The sequence below is a fragment of the Modestobacter lacusdianchii genome (assembly GCF_054177765.1).
On sequence record NZ_JBJJTJ010000005.1, the window covers coordinates 126,639 to 141,293 of the forward strand.

15 protein-coding genes and 1 tRNA gene are annotated in these 14,655 nt (G+C 76.2%); 6 read left to right on the plus strand and 10 right to left on the minus strand.

What is annotated here, in order from left to right:
* Positions 1-3 precede the first annotated feature (3 nt).
* Complete coding sequence (locus ACJTNH_RS05300; protein WP_458173342.1) at positions 4-642, plus strand: MBL fold metallo-hydrolase; 639 nt, start codon at positions 4-6, stop codon at positions 640-642.
* Here the strand turns inward: ACJTNH_RS05300 and ACJTNH_RS05305 are convergent.
* Complete coding sequence (locus ACJTNH_RS05305) at positions 603-2,579, minus strand: EAL domain-containing protein (protein ID WP_458173344.1); 1,977 nt, start codon at positions 2,577-2,579, stop codon at positions 603-605. The two genes, ACJTNH_RS05300 and ACJTNH_RS05305, sit on opposite strands and share 40 nt — an antisense overlap.
* A gap of 70 nt (positions 2,580-2,649) precedes the next feature.
* On the opposite strand from ACJTNH_RS05305, the gene ACJTNH_RS05310 reads away from it, so the two are divergent.
* Positions 2,650-3,762: a GAF domain-containing protein gene (locus ACJTNH_RS05310; protein WP_458173346.1), complete on the plus strand. Its 1,113-nt coding sequence runs from the start codon at positions 2,650-2,652 to the stop codon at positions 3,760-3,762.
* A gap of 18 nt (positions 3,763-3,780) precedes the next feature.
* On the opposite strand, the gene ACJTNH_RS05315 is transcribed toward ACJTNH_RS05310, so the two are convergent.
* The gene (locus tag ACJTNH_RS05315) at positions 3,781-4,110 is read right to left on the minus strand and encodes an EthD family reductase (RefSeq protein ID WP_458173348.1); all 330 of its coding nucleotides are present in this window, start codon (positions 4,108-4,110) and stop codon (positions 3,781-3,783) included.
* A 53-nt stretch (positions 4,111-4,163) separates the two neighbouring features.
* On the minus strand, positions 4,164-4,910 hold the full coding sequence (locus ACJTNH_RS05320; protein WP_281425436.1) for a GntR family transcriptional regulator: 747 nt from the start codon (positions 4,908-4,910) through the stop codon (positions 4,164-4,166).
* Positions 4,911-4,989: 79 nt separating this feature from the next.
* Here ACJTNH_RS05320 and ACJTNH_RS05325 point away from each other — a divergent pair, with 79 nt between their 5' ends.
* Positions 4,990-6,018, plus strand: a complete 1,029-nt coding sequence (locus ACJTNH_RS05325) for an ATP-dependent 6-phosphofructokinase (protein WP_458173350.1) — start codon at positions 4,990-4,992, stop codon at positions 6,016-6,018.
* Between the two features lie 9 nt (positions 6,019-6,027).
* Here ACJTNH_RS05325 and ACJTNH_RS05330 read toward each other — a convergent pair whose 3' ends face one another.
* The 3 genes from ACJTNH_RS05330 to ACJTNH_RS05340 form a co-directional block, all read right to left on the minus strand.
* Complete coding sequence (locus ACJTNH_RS05330) at positions 6,028-6,948, minus strand: hypothetical protein (RefSeq protein WP_458173352.1); 921 nt, start codon at positions 6,946-6,948, stop codon at positions 6,028-6,030.
* 179 nt (positions 6,949-7,127) lie between these two features.
* Entirely contained in the window at positions 7,128-8,438 is a 1,311-nt protein-coding gene (locus ACJTNH_RS05335) for a metallophosphoesterase (protein ID WP_458173354.1), read from the minus strand.
* A gap of 85 nt (positions 8,439-8,523) precedes the next feature.
* Positions 8,524-10,104, minus strand: a complete 1,581-nt coding sequence (locus tag ACJTNH_RS05340; protein WP_458173356.1) for a CYTH and CHAD domain-containing protein — start codon at positions 10,102-10,104, stop codon at positions 8,524-8,526.
* Between the two features lie 132 nt (positions 10,105-10,236).
* Here ACJTNH_RS05340 and ACJTNH_RS05345 point away from each other — a divergent pair, with 132 nt between their 5' ends.
* On the plus strand, positions 10,237-11,271 hold the full coding sequence (locus ACJTNH_RS05345) for an endonuclease/exonuclease/phosphatase family protein (RefSeq protein ID WP_458173358.1): 1,035 nt from the start codon (positions 10,237-10,239) through the stop codon (positions 11,269-11,271).
* A gap of 106 nt (positions 11,272-11,377) precedes the next feature.
* Here the strand turns inward: ACJTNH_RS05345 and ACJTNH_RS05350 are convergent, their stop codons facing one another.
* From ACJTNH_RS05350 to ACJTNH_RS05360, 3 genes are read right to left on the minus strand one after another with little or no spacing between them, the layout of a single operon-like run.
* Complete coding sequence (locus ACJTNH_RS05350) at positions 11,378-11,593, minus strand: RNA-binding S4 domain-containing protein (RefSeq protein ID WP_299959446.1); 216 nt, start codon at positions 11,591-11,593, stop codon at positions 11,378-11,380.
* Positions 11,594-11,612: 19 nt separating this feature from the next.
* Complete coding sequence (locus tag ACJTNH_RS05355; protein ID WP_458173360.1) at positions 11,613-12,338, minus strand: MOSC domain-containing protein; 726 nt, start codon at positions 12,336-12,338, stop codon at positions 11,613-11,615.
* A gap of 10 nt (positions 12,339-12,348) precedes the next feature.
* Positions 12,349-13,284, minus strand: a complete 936-nt coding sequence (locus tag ACJTNH_RS05360; RefSeq protein WP_458173362.1) for an aldose epimerase family protein — start codon at positions 13,282-13,284, stop codon at positions 12,349-12,351.
* A gap of 171 nt (positions 13,285-13,455) precedes the next feature.
* On the opposite strand from ACJTNH_RS05360, the gene ACJTNH_RS05365 reads away from it, so the two are divergent.
* A complete protein-coding gene (locus ACJTNH_RS05365; protein ID WP_458173364.1) occupies positions 13,456-13,968 on the plus strand; it encodes a DUF1707 SHOCT-like domain-containing protein in 513 nt (170 codons plus the stop codon).
* An 84-nt stretch (positions 13,969-14,052) separates the two neighbouring features.
* On the plus strand, positions 14,053-14,430 hold the full coding sequence (locus ACJTNH_RS05370) for a nuclear transport factor 2 family protein (RefSeq protein ID WP_458173366.1): 378 nt from the start codon (positions 14,053-14,055) through the stop codon (positions 14,428-14,430).
* A gap of 57 nt (positions 14,431-14,487) precedes the next feature.
* Here the strand turns inward: ACJTNH_RS05370 and ACJTNH_RS05375 are convergent.
* Positions 14,488-14,570: transfer RNA gene (locus ACJTNH_RS05375), tRNA-Leu, on the minus strand.
* Positions 14,571-14,655 lie beyond the last annotated feature (85 nt).

A 14,655-nucleotide genomic window follows, 5' to 3' on the forward strand; every position in this document is an offset into this window, starting at 1 on the left:
CTGGTGCAGCTCACCAAGCACGGACACGCCTGCGTCGTCCTGTCCGACGGCGACCGCCGGCTGGTCGTCGACCCCGGCGCGTTCACCGCGGACGACGCCTGGGCCGGCGCCTCGGCGCTGCTGGTCACCCACGAGCACGCCGACCACTTCGTCGCCGACCGGGTGCGGGCCGCGATGGACGCCGACCCGGCGCTGGAGATGTGGACCAACTCCTCGGTCGCCGCGCAGCTGGCGGGCCTGGGCACCCGGGTGCACGTGGTCGGCCCGGGCGACGCCTTCACCGCGGCCGGCTTCGACGTGACCGTGCACGGTGAGTGGCACGAGGTGATCCACCCGGAGATCCCACGGGTGCGCAACGTCGGCTTCTTGGTCGAGGGGCAGGTGTTCCACCCCGGCGACGCGCTGACCGTGCCGGAGGCACCGGTGGCCACCCTGCTGCTGCCGGCGCACGCGCCGTGGTCCAAGACCGCCGAGCTGATCGACTACCTGCGCGAGGTGCGGGCCGAACGTGCCCTCGCCGTGCACGACGGGCTGCTCAACGACACCGGGCTGGGCCTGCTCGCGGGCCTGCTCGGCGAGCGCGGCCCCGGTCAGCCGACGCCCTACGCGCGGCTGGCCCCGGGCGAGTCCGTCACCGTCTGAACCTGCAGGCCCGCCCCGGGCCGGCCGTCGAGCTCGGCCAGCCGGGCCGCGTAGCTGCGCGAGCGGTCCTGCTCGGTGACCAGCGCCCGCTCGACGGTGACGCGGTCGGTCACGTCGGTCTGGATCCCGATGTACTGGACGACGGTGCCCGTCGCGTCGGCCACCGGGGTCAGGTGGCACTCGTTCCACCAGTTGCTGCCGTCGGCGCGGACGTTGAGCAGCACCTCGCGCACCTCCGCACCGGCAGCGATCGCGTTGCGGATCCGGGCGACCGCGGTGGGGTCGGTGTCGGCCGACTGGAGGAACCGGCAGTTGCGGCCCAGCACCTCGGCGGCGGGGTACCCGGCCAGCTGCTCGAACGCCGGGTTGACGTAGACCAGCGGCTGGTCGGGCAGCCGCAGGTCCACCACGGTCACCCCGCTGCCGACCACGGCCAGGGCGCGCTGCAGCAGCGCCTCCCCCGGGCCACCGGTCGCGCCGCCGGTCAGCAGCCGCGCCGCGGCGTCGACCGCCGCTGAGCCGGTGGACGGCTCCGCCGCTGAGCCGGTGGACGGCTCCGCCGCTGAGCCGGTGGACGGCTCCGCCGCTGAGCCGACGACCTCGGCCGCCTGCGCGGCGGGGGCCGGGTCGTCGGCGCGGGGGGCCACCCGGGACAGCAGCGCCTGCGCGGCCCGGACGACGGTGTCGCGCTGGTAGGTCAGGGCGAAGGCGAACCGGCGGTCCATGTCCGGGCCGTCGTCCCCCAGGTCGCGGGCGAGCAGTGCCGCGCTGAAGTGGGGGCTCAGCACGACGATGTCCCACTCGCCGCGCACCGGGTCGCCGGCGGTCAGGTCGGCGCCGCGCAACCCGGGCAACGGCTCGGTGGTGAGGCCCTCCCCGATCGCGGCGACGAAACCGACCCGCTCGACCAGGTCCCGGTAGCGCAGCCGGGTCGCCGGGGTGACGTGCCGGGCCTCCTGGAGGGCCGAGGCCACCACGCAGGTCTCACCCAGCCGCATCGCCTGCCGCTCCAGCTGCTTGCTCAGCTCGATCAGCAGCGCCTTGGGCGCCTCGCGCACCGGGACCTCCGGCGGGAGGCAGGAGAACGGTGACACCAGCTCGCCCGGCGGGCCGGGCACGGGCGCGGCCGGCAACCGCAGCGCCGTCACCGGGTGTCCCGGCACGGCGCCGGACCCGGGACGACCGAACAGCCAGCCCTGCCCCAGGGTCGCCCCCAGTGCCCGGGCCATCGTGAGGTGCCGGCCGTCCTCGATGCCCTCGGCGAGCACCGGCGCACCGGTGGACTCGGCGTAGGCGTTGACCGCGTTCATGATCTCGGCGATCGCCGGACCCGGGCGGTCCTGCACCAGCCGCAGGTCCAGCTTGACCACGTCCGGCCGCAGCAGTGGCATGAAGGCCAGCGACAGCGACTCCGCGCCCACGTCGTCCAGGGCGATCGCCCAGCCGAGCTCCCGCACCCGGGCCACGGTGCGCAGCAGCTCGGCCGGCCGGGCGGCGAGGGCCCGCTCGGTGATCTCCAGGACCACCCGCAGGTCACCGGCGTTGCGGTCGGCGCGGTCGAACAGCGCCTCCAGCGGCGCCTCGTCGAGCGCGTCGGGCTCGACGTTGACGAAGACGGTGAGCGGCGCGAGCAGCCCGGCGCGGACGGCGCCCCGCAGGGCCGCGGCCCGGCAGGCCAGGTCCAGCTCGGTGAGGCAGCCCTCGGCGCGCGCGGCGGCGAACAGCGCATCGGGCGCGTGGAGCGGCCCCTCCGGCCCGCGGGCGAGTGCCTCGTAGGCGACCACCCGCCCGCTGTCCAGCTCGACGATCGGCTGGAACAGGCTGCTCACGGCACGATCGGCGATCACCGCTCGGACGTCGGCCGGCGGTGCTGACTGGAGCTGCTCCACGTCGTCCCCCATCGGAGCCGGACATCGCCCCCTCGAGTCTGACAGCATCGACCTGCTCCCAACGGGTGAGCTGACCGGCGGCGAGCCGGCCACACCGACCGCGGGACAGGGGGCGACGGTGACGACCACCTACGAGCTGCCCACCTGGGCCGCCCTGCCGGCGCGTGCCGACCCGGGTTTCGACCGGCTGGCCCGCACGGTGGCCGAGCAGCTCCGGGTGCCCCGCGCGCTGGTGGTGCTGGTGTCCAAGGGCGGCCAGGTGTTCCCGGGTGCGCACGGCATCGCCGAGCCGTGGGCCAGCCGGCGGTCGATGCCGCTGGGCAACTCGATGAGCCAGCGGGTCGCGGCGACCGGGAGCCCGCTGGTGCTCCGCGACGCCCGGCAGCACCCGGAGTTCGGCGACGGTCAGGCGGCCCGGGAGCTGGGGGTCGTCGCCTACGCCGGGATGCCGCTGTGGGACGTGCACGGGCGGCCGACCGGGGTGCTGTGCGCCGTGGACACCGCCCCCCGTGACTGGACCGGCCCGGAGCTGGCGGTGCTGCGCCGGCTGGCCGAGGAGGGCTCCCGTCAGCTGCAGGTGCGGGCCGTCGAGCTGGCCGAGCGCGAGGCCCGGGCCGCCGCCGTCCGGGACGCCGCGGCCGCACGGGTGACCGCCGACGCCGCCCGGGACGCCTTCGTCGAGGCGGAGGCGGAGGCCGACCGCACCCGGCTGGTGGCCCGGCTCGGTGAGGCGCTGCTGACCGTCGACACCCTGTCCGAGCTGCTGCGCTGCGTCGACCGCGACCTCCGCTCCCCGCTGGGTGCCGCCGCGGCGCTGCTCGGGACCGCGGAGGGCGACTCACCGGAGGTGCGTGTCTGGGCGGTGACCCCGGGCGGCCCGCCGTCGTCGGAGCAGGTCGCCGTGCACCAGCTGGCCGACCCGCACCCGCTCACCGTCGCGATGCGTGAACGGCGGCTCGTGCCGGTCGGCACGCCGGAGGAGGGGGCCTCGCCCCGGTCCGGGCTGCCGGCCGGCACCGAGACGGGGCTGGCGGTGCCGCTGCTGCTCGGGCACCACTCCTCGTCGGCCGGCCTGCTGGTGGCCTGGGCCCAGCGCCGGGAGCTCGACCCGGCCCTGCTGGCCGTCGCCGTCGACCTGGGCCGGCACGTCGGGCACGCGCTGGACCGGGTGCTGTTGCGCCACCAGCTGCTGCGGCTGGCCGCGACCCCGCCGGCGCGCGACTCCGCCTGACCGGACCGGCCGGCTCGATCAGCTGGCCGGGGCCCGCCCCGCACCGTGCGGCTCGGCGGTGAACATGGTCACCAGCTCCATGCCACCCCACTCCTGCAGGTCCGCGCCGCTGGCAGCCCACTCCGGTGAGTCGAAGGCGGCCCGCATCGCCTCCTGCGACTCGAAGACCAGCTCGGCCAGCAGGTGGTAGGCGGGCTCGCCGACGATCTGCCGGCGCACCCGGTGCACCCGGTTCTCCACCAGCCCGGGGGTCTTCTCCACGAGGGGCACGTGGGTGCCGAAGTACCGCTCCTCGAACTCGGCCGGGTCGTCAGGGGTCTGGTACAGCGCGAAGAAGCTGACGGTCATGGGCGGCTCCCTACCCGGCGGTGCGCCGGGCACCCGTGCCGGGGGCGGGCCGGTCAGCGACCGCCGACGGACACCTCGAACTCGACCTGGCTGACGTCCGGGCGCAGCCGGGAGAAGGAGTGCACCAGCGGGTGGCCGGAGGTGTCGCGGACGGTGGTGCGGACGACCAGCAGCGGCGAGCCCACGATGACGTCGAGGACGTCGGCCTCGTCGCTGGCCGCGGTGCCGACGTCGACGACGAGCCGGGCGTGCGCCAGGTCGGCGTGGTACTCGCGGCGCAGGAACTCGTACAGCGACCCGTGGCCGAAGTCCTCGGTCGCGGCCTTGGGGTAGCGGTCGGCGGCCAGGAAGCTGCGCACCACGTGGTTGGGCAGCCCGTCGACGCTGCGCAGCCGGACCAGCTCGACGACGTCCTCGGCGGTGCCGATCGACAGCTCGGCGGCGATCGCCGGGGCCGCCGGCACCACCCGCTGGCCCAGCACCGTGGTGCCGACCTGCGCGCCCTGCTCGGTCATCACCGAGTGGAACCCGGCGATCCGGTGGACGAAGCTCTCCCGGTACTCGTGCCGGATGCCCGGCCGGCTCACGAAGGTGCCGCGGCCCTGCTCGCGGACCAGGTGCCCGTCGGCGACCAGCCCGTCGACCGCGCGGCGCAGGGTGATCCGGCTGACGCCGTACTCGGCGCACAGCACCGGCTCGGGCGGGAGGAGGGTGTGCTCGGGCAGCGCGGACGCGCGGCGGCGGAGCGCCTCCCGCACGGCGAGGTACTTGGGCCCCGCCTCCGAACTCGCCACGCCCATAAAGGTACTGCACCAGGAGACGTCTAGACGTCATGACGTACGGTTCAGCTGCCCGACCCCCTCGTCCGGAGGAGAGCCAGTGCACATCGGAGTGCTGACCGGCGGCGGCGACTGCCCCGGCCTGAACGCCGTCCTGAGGTCCGTCGTCCGCACCGCCGAGAAGGAGTACGGCAGCACCGTCGTCGGGTTCCGCAACGGCTGGCGCGGACTGCTCGAGGACGACGCCATGGTCCTGGACCGGCCACTCGTCCACAACCTGCTCACCCGCGGGGGCACCATCCTGGGCTCGGCCCGGGTGGCGCCGCAGAAGATCCGCGACGGCCTGGGCCGGATGCGCGAGGTGCTCGACGCGCACGGCGTCGACGTGCTCGTCCCGATCGGCGGCGAGGGCACGCTCACCGCCGCCGCCTGGCTCGCCTCCGAGGGGGTCCCGGTCGTCGGCGTCCCCAAGACGATCGACAACGACATCCACGGCACCGACCTGACCTTCGGCTTCGACACCGCGGTCAGCATCGCCACCGACCTGATCGACCGGCTGCACACCACCGCCGAGTCGCATCAGCGGGTGCTGCTGGTCGAGGTGATGGGGCGGCACGCCGGCTGGATCGCGCTGAACGCCGGCCTGGCCTCCGGGGCGCACCTGACGATCACGCCCGAGCAGCCCTTCGACATCGAGGAGGTCTGCGAGCTGGTGACCGCCCGGTTCGACCGCGGCCACCGGCACGTCATCGGCGTGGTCAGCGAGGGCGCCACCCCCAAGCCCGGCACCATGCCGCTGCGCGACGGCGGCCTCGACGAGTTCGGCCACCGGCGGTTCACCGGCGTCGCCCAGCAGCTGGGCGAGGAGCTGGAGCGGCGCACCGGCAAGGAGGTGCGGACGACGGTGCTGGGCCACGTGCAGCGCGGCGGCACCCCGACGTCCTTCGACCGGGTGCTGGCCACCCGCTTCGGGCTGCACGCGACGATCGCCGCCCACGAGGGCAAGGTGGGCAACATGGTCGCGCTGCACGGCACCGAGATCGGGCTGGTGCCGCTGGCCGAGGCCGTCGCCGAGCTGAAGACCGTCCCGCCGTCGCGGCTGGCCGAGACCCGGTCGTTCACCGGCTGACGGCGGCCCTCACCAGCGCCACCGCCACCCGAGCACGCAGGCGCCGTCCGGGACGACGGCCAGCGACGTCTGGCCGCCGACCAGCTGCACCTGCTCCTCCTCCGCCGGCTCGGTGGCGTCCACCCCGGCCCACCGGGCCCGCAGCACCGCAGCGGGCGTCGCTGCGGGGTCGAAGCGGACGGTGAGCGCCAGGTGCCGGACGCCGGCGGACACCCCGCGGCGGAACTGCGGGGCCGGCGGCTCGGGGTAGGCGAAGGAGGTCTGGTACTCCAGGTGGGTCGTCTGGCCGGGCAGCAGCACCTCGTCCAGCAGGATCTCCACCACGCACAGCGGGGTGCCGGCCACCCGGAACGCGGCGACCGGCGTGCCGCCGGTCACCACCGACACGGCCGCGTGGTCGGTGTCGAAGACGTAGTGGTGCCGGTCGGTCGCCTCCACCGCCTCCAGCAGCTGCCGGGTGACGTGCTGGCGGGGTGCGCGGTCGGCGCCGACCTCGTGGTGCTCGGCGACCTGGAGGGTGCGCACGGTGCGCCGCGGCATCGGCCGCTCCCCGTCGAGGGAGCCGGCCACCACCAGACGACCGCCCACCGGCCGGCCGCGGCGCAGCGTCCGCAGCTCCTCGGCGTGCTCGTCGGTCATCTCGAAGGCGGCGACGAACAGCTCGAGCGTGCGGTCGGAGAGCCGGTCGCCGTTCAGCGCCCGGCCGACCCGGTTCTCCAGGCTGCGCGGCCGGTGGTCCCAGCCCACCTCACCGGTCTCGACGAGGTGGGCGGCCAGCACCGCGGCGACGGCGGCCCGCGGCAGCGCCCCGCGCCGCACGCTGCTGTACCGCTGCCAGCGGCGGCGGTAGCGCGGTTCGCCCAGCAACTCGGCCAGCCGCTCGCCGGCCCACCGCACCCCGACCGTCCGCTCCCCGACCTCCCCTGGCATGGCCCCCGCCCCCCGCACGGCCACGTCGTGGCCACATCAGGCAGGTACCAACCTCTCGCCGCGGTCGCGAGGCGAGGGGGACCTCGCGGCCGCAGCTCCCGGCCTGTCGCCACGCACCAGAGCGGGCCGGGCACCGCCGTGCCCCCGCGGTGCCCGGCCTCCCGTCCCGGACGGCAGGCTCAGGTCGGCGGGCGCACCGGGTCGCCGGGCTGGAGCTCGATCACGGTCACCTCCGGGCGGGCACCCACCCGCATCGGCGGGCCCCAGTAGCCGGCCCCCGAGGTCACGTACAGCTGGGTGTCACCCTGCATCGACCAGCCCTCGACGGCCGGCTGGTCCAGCAGCACCGCGTAGTCGAAGGGCCACAGCTGACCCCCGTGGGTGTGCCCGGACAGCTGCAGCCCCACCCCGGCCGCCCGTGCCTGCTCCACCATCACCGGCTGGTGCGCCATCAGCACCAGCGGGGTGGCGTCGTCCCGGCCGTCGAGCGCGGCGTCCAGATCGGCGCCGTGCCCCGGGACGCCGGAGTCGGCCGCCACCCGGTCGTCGATGCCGGCCAGGTCCAACGTGGCACCGCCCCGGCCGATGGCCACCCGCTCGTTGCGCAGCACGTCCACCCCGAGGGTGGGCAGGTGCCGCATCCACTCCTGGGTGTCGACGAAGTACTCGTGGTTGCCGGTGACGAAGTAGACGCCCTGCTCGCTGACCAGGTCGGACAGGGGGGCGACGTCCTCGCGCAGCTGGGCCACGTCGCCGTCGACCAGGTCGCCGACGATCGCCACGACGTCCGGGCGCTGGGCGTTGACCAGCTCCACGACCCGCTCGAACCGCCGCCCGCCGTAGGTCGAGGACAGGTGGCCGTCGGCGAAGGTGACGATCCGCAGCCCGGCCAGCGCCGGGTCCAGCCCGGGCAGGCGGATCGGCACCCGGCGGACGACGGGGGCCGAGTTGGCCAGCACGACGCCGGTGCCCGCCGTGCCCACCGCCACCGCGCCCGCCCCGACGGCGAGCGTCCGGGCCAGGAACAGCCGCCGTGAGACGGCGTCGTCCCGTCCGGCGTCGTCCCGTCCGGCGTCGTCCCGTCCGGCGTCGTCCCGTCCGGCGTCGTCCCGTCCGGCGTCGTCCCGTCCGGTGTCGTCCCGTCCGGTGTCCGCGCCGGTGCGGTCGTCGGCGACGTCGGGCGCTGCGGCGCCCGTCCCGGTGGCGGCCGCGGCCGGGCGCCGGCGGCGGCGCACCAGCGCGGCTCCCAGCCGGATCGGCTCGGTCGCCAGCACGGCGAGGAACAGGTAGAACACCACGCCCAGCCAGGTGTAGCCCGCCCAGTCCAGCGGCGTGGCCACCGCGGGCGGCAGCTCGTCGCCCAGCACGACCGCCGCGGTGGGCAGCAGCGCCAGGACGACGGTCAGCACGGTCAGCCGCCGCCGCGCCCGGCCCGGGCGGGTGGTGCCGCGGACCAGCCGCCACCACACGTAGCCGTGCAGCAGCAGCATGGCCAGCAGGACGACGGCACCGAACCCGAGCAGGCGGATCAGGGACAGGGGGTGCTCCTCGGCAGCAGGTGGCGGAGCCCAGACGCTATGCCGTCGCCGCCTTGAGCACCGGGCGCAGCTCCGGCCAGCGCAGCCAGAACTCCCGCTCGGCCTGGTCGGAGCGGGCCTCCTCGAGCGCGTGCAGCCGGCCCCAGGTCCAGGCGTTCTCCCCCGCTGCGGCGGCCTGCAGGCCCATCTGGCGGCACAGCGGCCGGGTCACGAAGGTGTCCTGCCGGTCGCCGAGCACGGTCTGCACGCCCTTGAGCGCGCTCACCAGCTCCGCCACCGGCCGGCCCAGCACCGGCACGGCCGCGTCGGCGGTGTAGCGCAGCCGCTTGGCGGCCTTGCGGACGTCGTGCAGCGCCTCCGGGTCGTCGGAGTCCTGCGCCGCCTCCACGCTGCGCCGCAGCCGGCGGGCGGTGCGGGCCAGCACCTCCCGCAGCACCTCGTCGGCGGGCCGGGCGGCGTCCTCGGTCAGCGGCGGCTCGGCGACCAGCGCCGCGAGGTCGTCCCGCAGCTGCAGGTAGGCCGGGCTGCTGAGCAGCTTGCGGGCGCCTGCGTCGCCGGCCTGCTCGTCCTTGACCGCGGCCTGCTGCAGGCGCGCGGCCACCGGGCCGACCACCAGCTCCGGCGGCTGCTCGTCGACCAGCGCCCGCAGGTGCGCCAGGGCCACCTCGGCGTCCCGGGCCGGGGAGAGGGCCGAACCGACCTCGGCCAGCTCCTGGCGCAGCGGGTCGGTCTGGGCCCGGTCGAGCACGGGGCGGAAGGCGGCCAGCGTGCTGCGCAGCCGCCGGCAGGCGACCCGCACCTGGTGGACACCGTCGGGCTGACCGGTGCGCACCATCAGGTCGGCGTCCTGCAGCGCCTGCACCTGGAGGTCCAGCGCGGCCCGGACGACCTCACCGGCGGGTGCGGTGGAGGTGCGCCCCCGCTTCCCCTTCTTGCCCTTCTTGCCCTTCTTCCCGCCGGCCGACTCGGCGGCGCGCACCGGCGGCGGGCCGGTCAGCGCGGTCAGCCGGTCGGCCAGCACCCGGCCGAGCTTCGACGCGGCCGTCGCCGGCCGGGCACCGGCGTCCAGCAGCCGCTCGGCCACCGCGGCGAGCAGCTCCTCGTCGCCGTCGACCAGTTCGACCTCGACCTCCCGCCAGGTGGTGACCACCGCGGCGTCGCCGGGCTCGGCGGGCAGCGCCGTCCCGGTCACGTGGTCGTCGGCGACCTCGGCCAGCACGCGCCCCTCGGCGTCGACCAGCTCGGTGACCAGGCGCCGGGTGCGCAGCAGGGCGACCTGGGTCGCGGGAGCGCGGCGCACGATGCCCAGCACCGGCTCGAGCACGGCCTTGGGCGGGGTCTTCGCGGCCCGGCCGACGGGCGAGTGCAGCTCGCGACGGCTGCCGGCCACGGCCGGCAGCTTCACGTGCCAGCCGGCGTCGGTGCCACCGGTCCGGCGGCGCAGGGTGACCCGGGCGCGGGCCAGCCGCAGGTCGGCGGTGTCGTGGTAGGCGGCCTCCAGGAGGTGCTCCACGGGTCCGCGGACCTCCGCCACCCCGGGCAGCCCCGTGAGCTCGGGCAGTGCGAACGCCTCCTCGACGTCGTACTTGCGCTCGATCTCCAGATGCTCGACAGCCACCAGCAGCAACTCCTCGTCCGCGCCGGCCGGCGCCTTCCCGGCCGGCCCGCTGTGACCGTCCGTCCTACCGCACGCAGGTGAACGGCGCACCCGGCGGTGACCAGCGGACTCACGGCGGGGAGGCTGGAGGTGATGGACGACGCACCCGCACCCCGCACCCGCTGGTCCACCCTCGCCCTCGCCGCACCCTGGGCCGGCTGGGCGGTGCTGCGGGCGACCGGCGCCGAGCGCGGCTTCCCCCTGGTCCCCGCGCTGGCCTTCACCCCCTACGCCGCGGCGAGCAGCGCCCTGCCGCTCGCCGCCGCGGTGCTGAGCCGGTCGCGTGCCGCGACCGCGGTCGCCGCCGGGGCCGCGGCGGTGCTCGGCGGCGCCGTCCTGCGCCGGACCCGGCCCGCACCGGCCGCGGCGCGCGCGGACGGCCCCGGGCTGCGGGTGGTCTCGCTGAACATGCTGCACGGCCGGGCCGACCCGGCCGCGGCGGTCGCGCTCGCCGTGCGGCACGACGCCGACGTGCTCGCGCTGATGGAGGTGACCCCGGAGGCGGTGCACGGCCTGCTGGACGCCGGCGTCGCCGACCGGCTCCCCGCCGGGCACGTCGTCCCCGCTGGGGACGGGCAGCCCGCCGGTGCCGGCGGTGCGCTGTGGACCCGGCTGGAGGTGCTGCACCGGTCGGTGGTGCCCGGCCGGTTCGGCCAGCCGTCGGTGCGGCTCGCCGTGCCCGGTGCACCCGACGTGGAGCTGACCGCCGCGCACACCCATCCCCCCGCACGCTCCCGGGCCCAGGTGGCGCGCTGGGAGGCCGACCTCGAGCTGCTCCCCGAGCCCGCGGACGACGTCCTGCGCGTGGTCGCCGGCGACCTCAACGCGACGCCGGACCACGCGTCCTTCCGCCGGCTGCTGAGCCGCGGCTGGGTCGACGCCGGCCTCGCGACCGGCCAGGGGCTGCGCTCGACCTGGTCACCGATGCGGGTCTCCTGGCCGCGGCTGACGCTGGACCACGTGCTGGTCGACCCGCGGGTCGAGGTGCGATCGCTGCGCGTGGTGCACGTGCCCGGCACCGACCACCGCGCGCTGGTCGCCGACCTCCGGCTGCCGAGCACGCTCGGGGACGGGGTGGGGACTGTGTCCCGGGCGGCGGGTTCCGCGCCACCGCCGCCCGGGCAGTGACACGGTGCCCACGGATCGGCGGTCTGCACCTCGGTCGCGTGACATCTGGGTGAACAACACCTCACCCGGCGCGGGCTCACCCACCGCAGGCGCCTGCTGACCGACGTCAGCCGATCCGGACGTCGTCCTGGCCGTCGACGGACACCACGTCACCGCGCCGCAGCTGCCGGCCGCGGCGCTCCTCGAGCTCGCCGTTGACCTGCACCTCCCCCGCGGTGAGCACGTCCTTCACCTGGGCGCCGGTGGGCACGGCGTCGATCAGCTTGAGCAGCTGGCCGAGCCGGATGGTCTCCTCGCCGGAGCGGAGCTCGATGGTGCGCACGCCGACGATCCTCCCCGCCTCACGCCGGGCGGAGCACGTCGCCCACCGCGAGCAGCCCCGGCCGGGCGACCAGGGCACCGACCGCCAGCGCACCGCCGCGCTCCCGGTGGACGGTCTTGAGCACCGCGGTGTCCCGGCCGATGCCCCCGGCCTGCGGCCGGGTGGTCATCACGCAGCGCGGCACCCGGCCGACGACGTCGAGCTGCGCGGTGCCCGCCGCCACCCGGGTGCCGACCAGGTCGTCCTCCCCCGCACCGGCCAGGACGACGTTGGCCCGGAACCGCCGCCGGTCCCAGCTGCCCAGCGTGCCGGTGGACAGCAGGGTCACCCGGGCGTCGGCGTTGTCGTGGAAGGCACCGTCGGCCCCGGAGAACGGGTCCCACCGGCCGGCCTCGTCGTCGGCGTCGGCCGGGTCCTCGTAGCGCCGGTCACCACCGACCGCCGCAGCCGGCCGCAGGGCGACCCGCCGCCCCGCCCAGTCGGAGAGCACGGCGTCGTCGGAGGTCACCGTGCCGTCGGGCAGCACCACCTCGACCGCCCCGCCGGGCAGCGAGCGGCCGGCGGCGAACAGCAGCTCGGGCACCCGGCGCGCGGTCAGCCCGAACCCGGTGGTGACGTCGAACAGCGCCCAGCCGCGGTCCCCGACGACCCCTTCGGCACCCAGCTCCGCCCGGTCCAGGCGCTCACCCAGCAGCGACTTCACCGGGAACCGCCAGATCTCCAGCACCCGCAGCGACGCGGTCACGCCCGGCTGCTCACTTCGGCGTCCAGCCCAGGGTCCAGGTGCCCGACCAGGTCTCCCCCGGCGCGAGCACCAGCAGGTCGACCCCGTCGGCCAGGGCGTTCGCCGGGCAGGTCATCGGCTCGACGGCCACGCTGCGCCGCCGCTGGTCGGCCGGCAGCGTGTCGCCGGTGTAGACCTGCAGCCAGGTCCAGGCCCCGTCCACGGCGATCTCGACCGCCCCGGCCGGGCCGCTGAGCCGGGTGCGCGCCCAGCCGTCGTCGTCCCGGACCAGGTCGGTGACCGCGGTGTCGATCGCCTGCTCCCCCACCCGCCCGATCGCACCGTCGAACGGGCGGCGCTCCCCGGTGGGCAGGCCACCCTCCAGCACCAGCGAGGTGCGGGCGGGGACGGTCAGCTCGGCGGCGGACACCTCGCCGGGGGCGTCGGCCCCCACGTGGAAGTAGGGGTGCATGCCCGCACCGAACGGTGCGTCCTCGGCGCCGGCGTTGCGCACCCGCACCGTCACGGTGAGCCGGTCGGCCGCCAGGGCGTAGTCGATCGCCGCGGCCAGCCGGAACGGCCAGCCGGTGCGCGGCTCGATCGTCGTCCCGACGGTCACGGCGTCCGTCTCCTGCGCCAGCACGTGCCAGGGCTGGGCGGTGACCAGCCCGTGGACGGCGTTGGGCGACTCGGCGCTGACCACGTCCAGCTGGAGGTCCCGCCCCCGCCACGACCAGCGCCCGCCGCGCAGCCGGTTGGGCCAGGGCAGCAGCACGCCGCCCTTGCGCCCGGCCGGGACCGTGCCCGTGGGGTAGCCGTCCAGCACGTGCCAGTCGCCGACGACGAGCTCGCGCAGCGCACCGCCACGCAGGTCCACCGCCAGCCGGGCGTCGCCGGCGGTCAGCTCGGCGTCCAGGGGCTCGGTGCGCGGCCAGAGCTGGTCGGCGGGCGGGTGGTCGAGTGCCATGCGGTCCTCCTGGATCGGCGGTCCCCGACAGCTCACCACAGCCGGCGACCGGCTGTTCCACGTGGAACCCGGCTGACCCCCATCAGCCGGGACTGATGACAGACGTCAGTGGCCCCGGACACCCCTGCCTCGACAGACTGGGCGGGCAGCCAGATCCCGAGGAGACCCGAGATGCCCGAGCCCCACCTGCGCGCCGCCGACGCCGACCGGTCCGCGGTCGCCGAGATCCTGGGCCGGCACATGTCCGCCGGGCGGCTGACCGTCGAGGAGTACGACGAGCGGCTCGCCCGGGCCTGGTCCGCGCGGACCTACGGCGACCTGACCCCGCTCACCGCGGACCTGCCCGAGGAGTCCACGGGCACCGGGGTGGCCACCCCCACCGCCGGGCCGGCGGCGGGGCACCCCGGCGGCGCCTTCCCCTGGGTCGGGCACTGGGGGCCCTTCGGTGGCGCGCCGGCCGGGGGGTCGCCGCTGCGGGCCGCCTGGCGCAGCTGGGCGGCCACCGCGCTCATCGTGCTCACCGTCTGGGCGCTGAGCTCCTGGGGCGCCGGGGAGCTGCTGCACTTCTGGCCGATGTGGGTGATCGGTCCGTGGGGGGTCGTGCTGGCGTTCCAGACCGTCAACGGCGGGCAGGGGCCCGCGGACGGCGACCGGCGCAGGCCTCTCCCCGGCCACCGGGACTGACCCCCGTCGCGCGCGGGTCAGCCGGCAGCGGCGGGGTAGCACAGGGGTCCGAGCCGAGGACCCCGGAGGACCCACGTGCACACCATGACCGACCGTTTCACCGAGGCGTTGCACCGCCTGGACGCCGACCGCGACACCGGCCCGCTCGTCGAGCTCGCCGGGGACGACACCCAGCTGGTCAAGCTCGACGAGCACCACGAGACGCGGGGCCGGGAGGGCGCACGGACGTTCTGGACCGACTACCGCGACGTGTTCGGCGAGATCGAGACGACCTTCACCTCCACCGTGGTCGGCGAGTCCAGCGCGGCGCTGGAGTGGACGTCGACCGGCACGTTGCGCGACGGGAAGCCGTTCACCTACCGCGGGGTGACCGTCATCGAGGGCGACGAGGAGCAGTTGTCCGGCGTCCGCACGTACTACGACTCGGCTGCCTTCCTGCAGGGCCACGGCGGCACGGCCTGACCTCGCCGGCAGGACGACGAAGGCCCCCTCCCGATCGGGAGGGGGCCTTCGTGTGCGTGGGCAAGGGGGGAGTTGAACCCCCACGTCCTCTCGGACACACGGACCTGAACCGTGCGCGTCTGCCATTCCGCCACTTGCCCTGGCGAGGGAGAACAGTAGCAGCCGCCCGGGACGACTCCGGGACCCCCCTCACCCGCGCCTCCTCGCCGATCCCACGCCCACGCT

What these genes read in the sequence shown, in the direction of transcription:
- ACJTNH_RS05305 (WP_458173344.1), bottom strand. Translation starts at nt 2,579, where the DNA reads ATGCTGTCAGACTCGAGGGGGCGATGTCCGGCTCCGATGGGGGACGAC.
- ACJTNH_RS05315 (WP_458173348.1), bottom strand. Translation starts at nt 4,110, where the DNA reads ATGACCGTCAGCTTCTTCGCGCTGTACCAGACCCCTGACGACCCGGCC.
- ACJTNH_RS05320 (WP_281425436.1), bottom strand. Translation starts at nt 4,910, where the DNA reads ATGGGCGTGGCGAGTTCGGAGGCGGGGCCCAAGTACCTCGCCGTGCGG.
- ACJTNH_RS05330 (WP_458173352.1), bottom strand. Translation starts at nt 6,948, where the DNA reads ATGCCAGGGGAGGTCGGGGAGCGGACGGTCGGGGTGCGGTGGGCCGGC.
- ACJTNH_RS05335 (WP_458173354.1), bottom strand. Translation starts at nt 8,438, where the DNA reads ATGCTGCTGCTGCACGGCTACGTGTGGTGGCGGCTGGTCCGCGGCACC.
- ACJTNH_RS05345 (WP_458173358.1), top strand. Translation starts at nt 10,237, where the DNA reads ATGGACGACGCACCCGCACCCCGCACCCGCTGGTCCACCCTCGCCCTC.
- ACJTNH_RS05360 (WP_458173362.1), bottom strand. Translation starts at nt 13,284, where the DNA reads ATGGCACTCGACCACCCGCCCGCCGACCAGCTCTGGCCGCGCACCGAG.
- ACJTNH_RS05365 (WP_458173364.1), top strand. Translation starts at nt 13,456, where the DNA reads ATGCCCGAGCCCCACCTGCGCGCCGCCGACGCCGACCGGTCCGCGGTC.
- ACJTNH_RS05370 (WP_458173366.1), top strand. Translation starts at nt 14,053, where the DNA reads ATGACCGACCGTTTCACCGAGGCGTTGCACCGCCTGGACGCCGACCGC.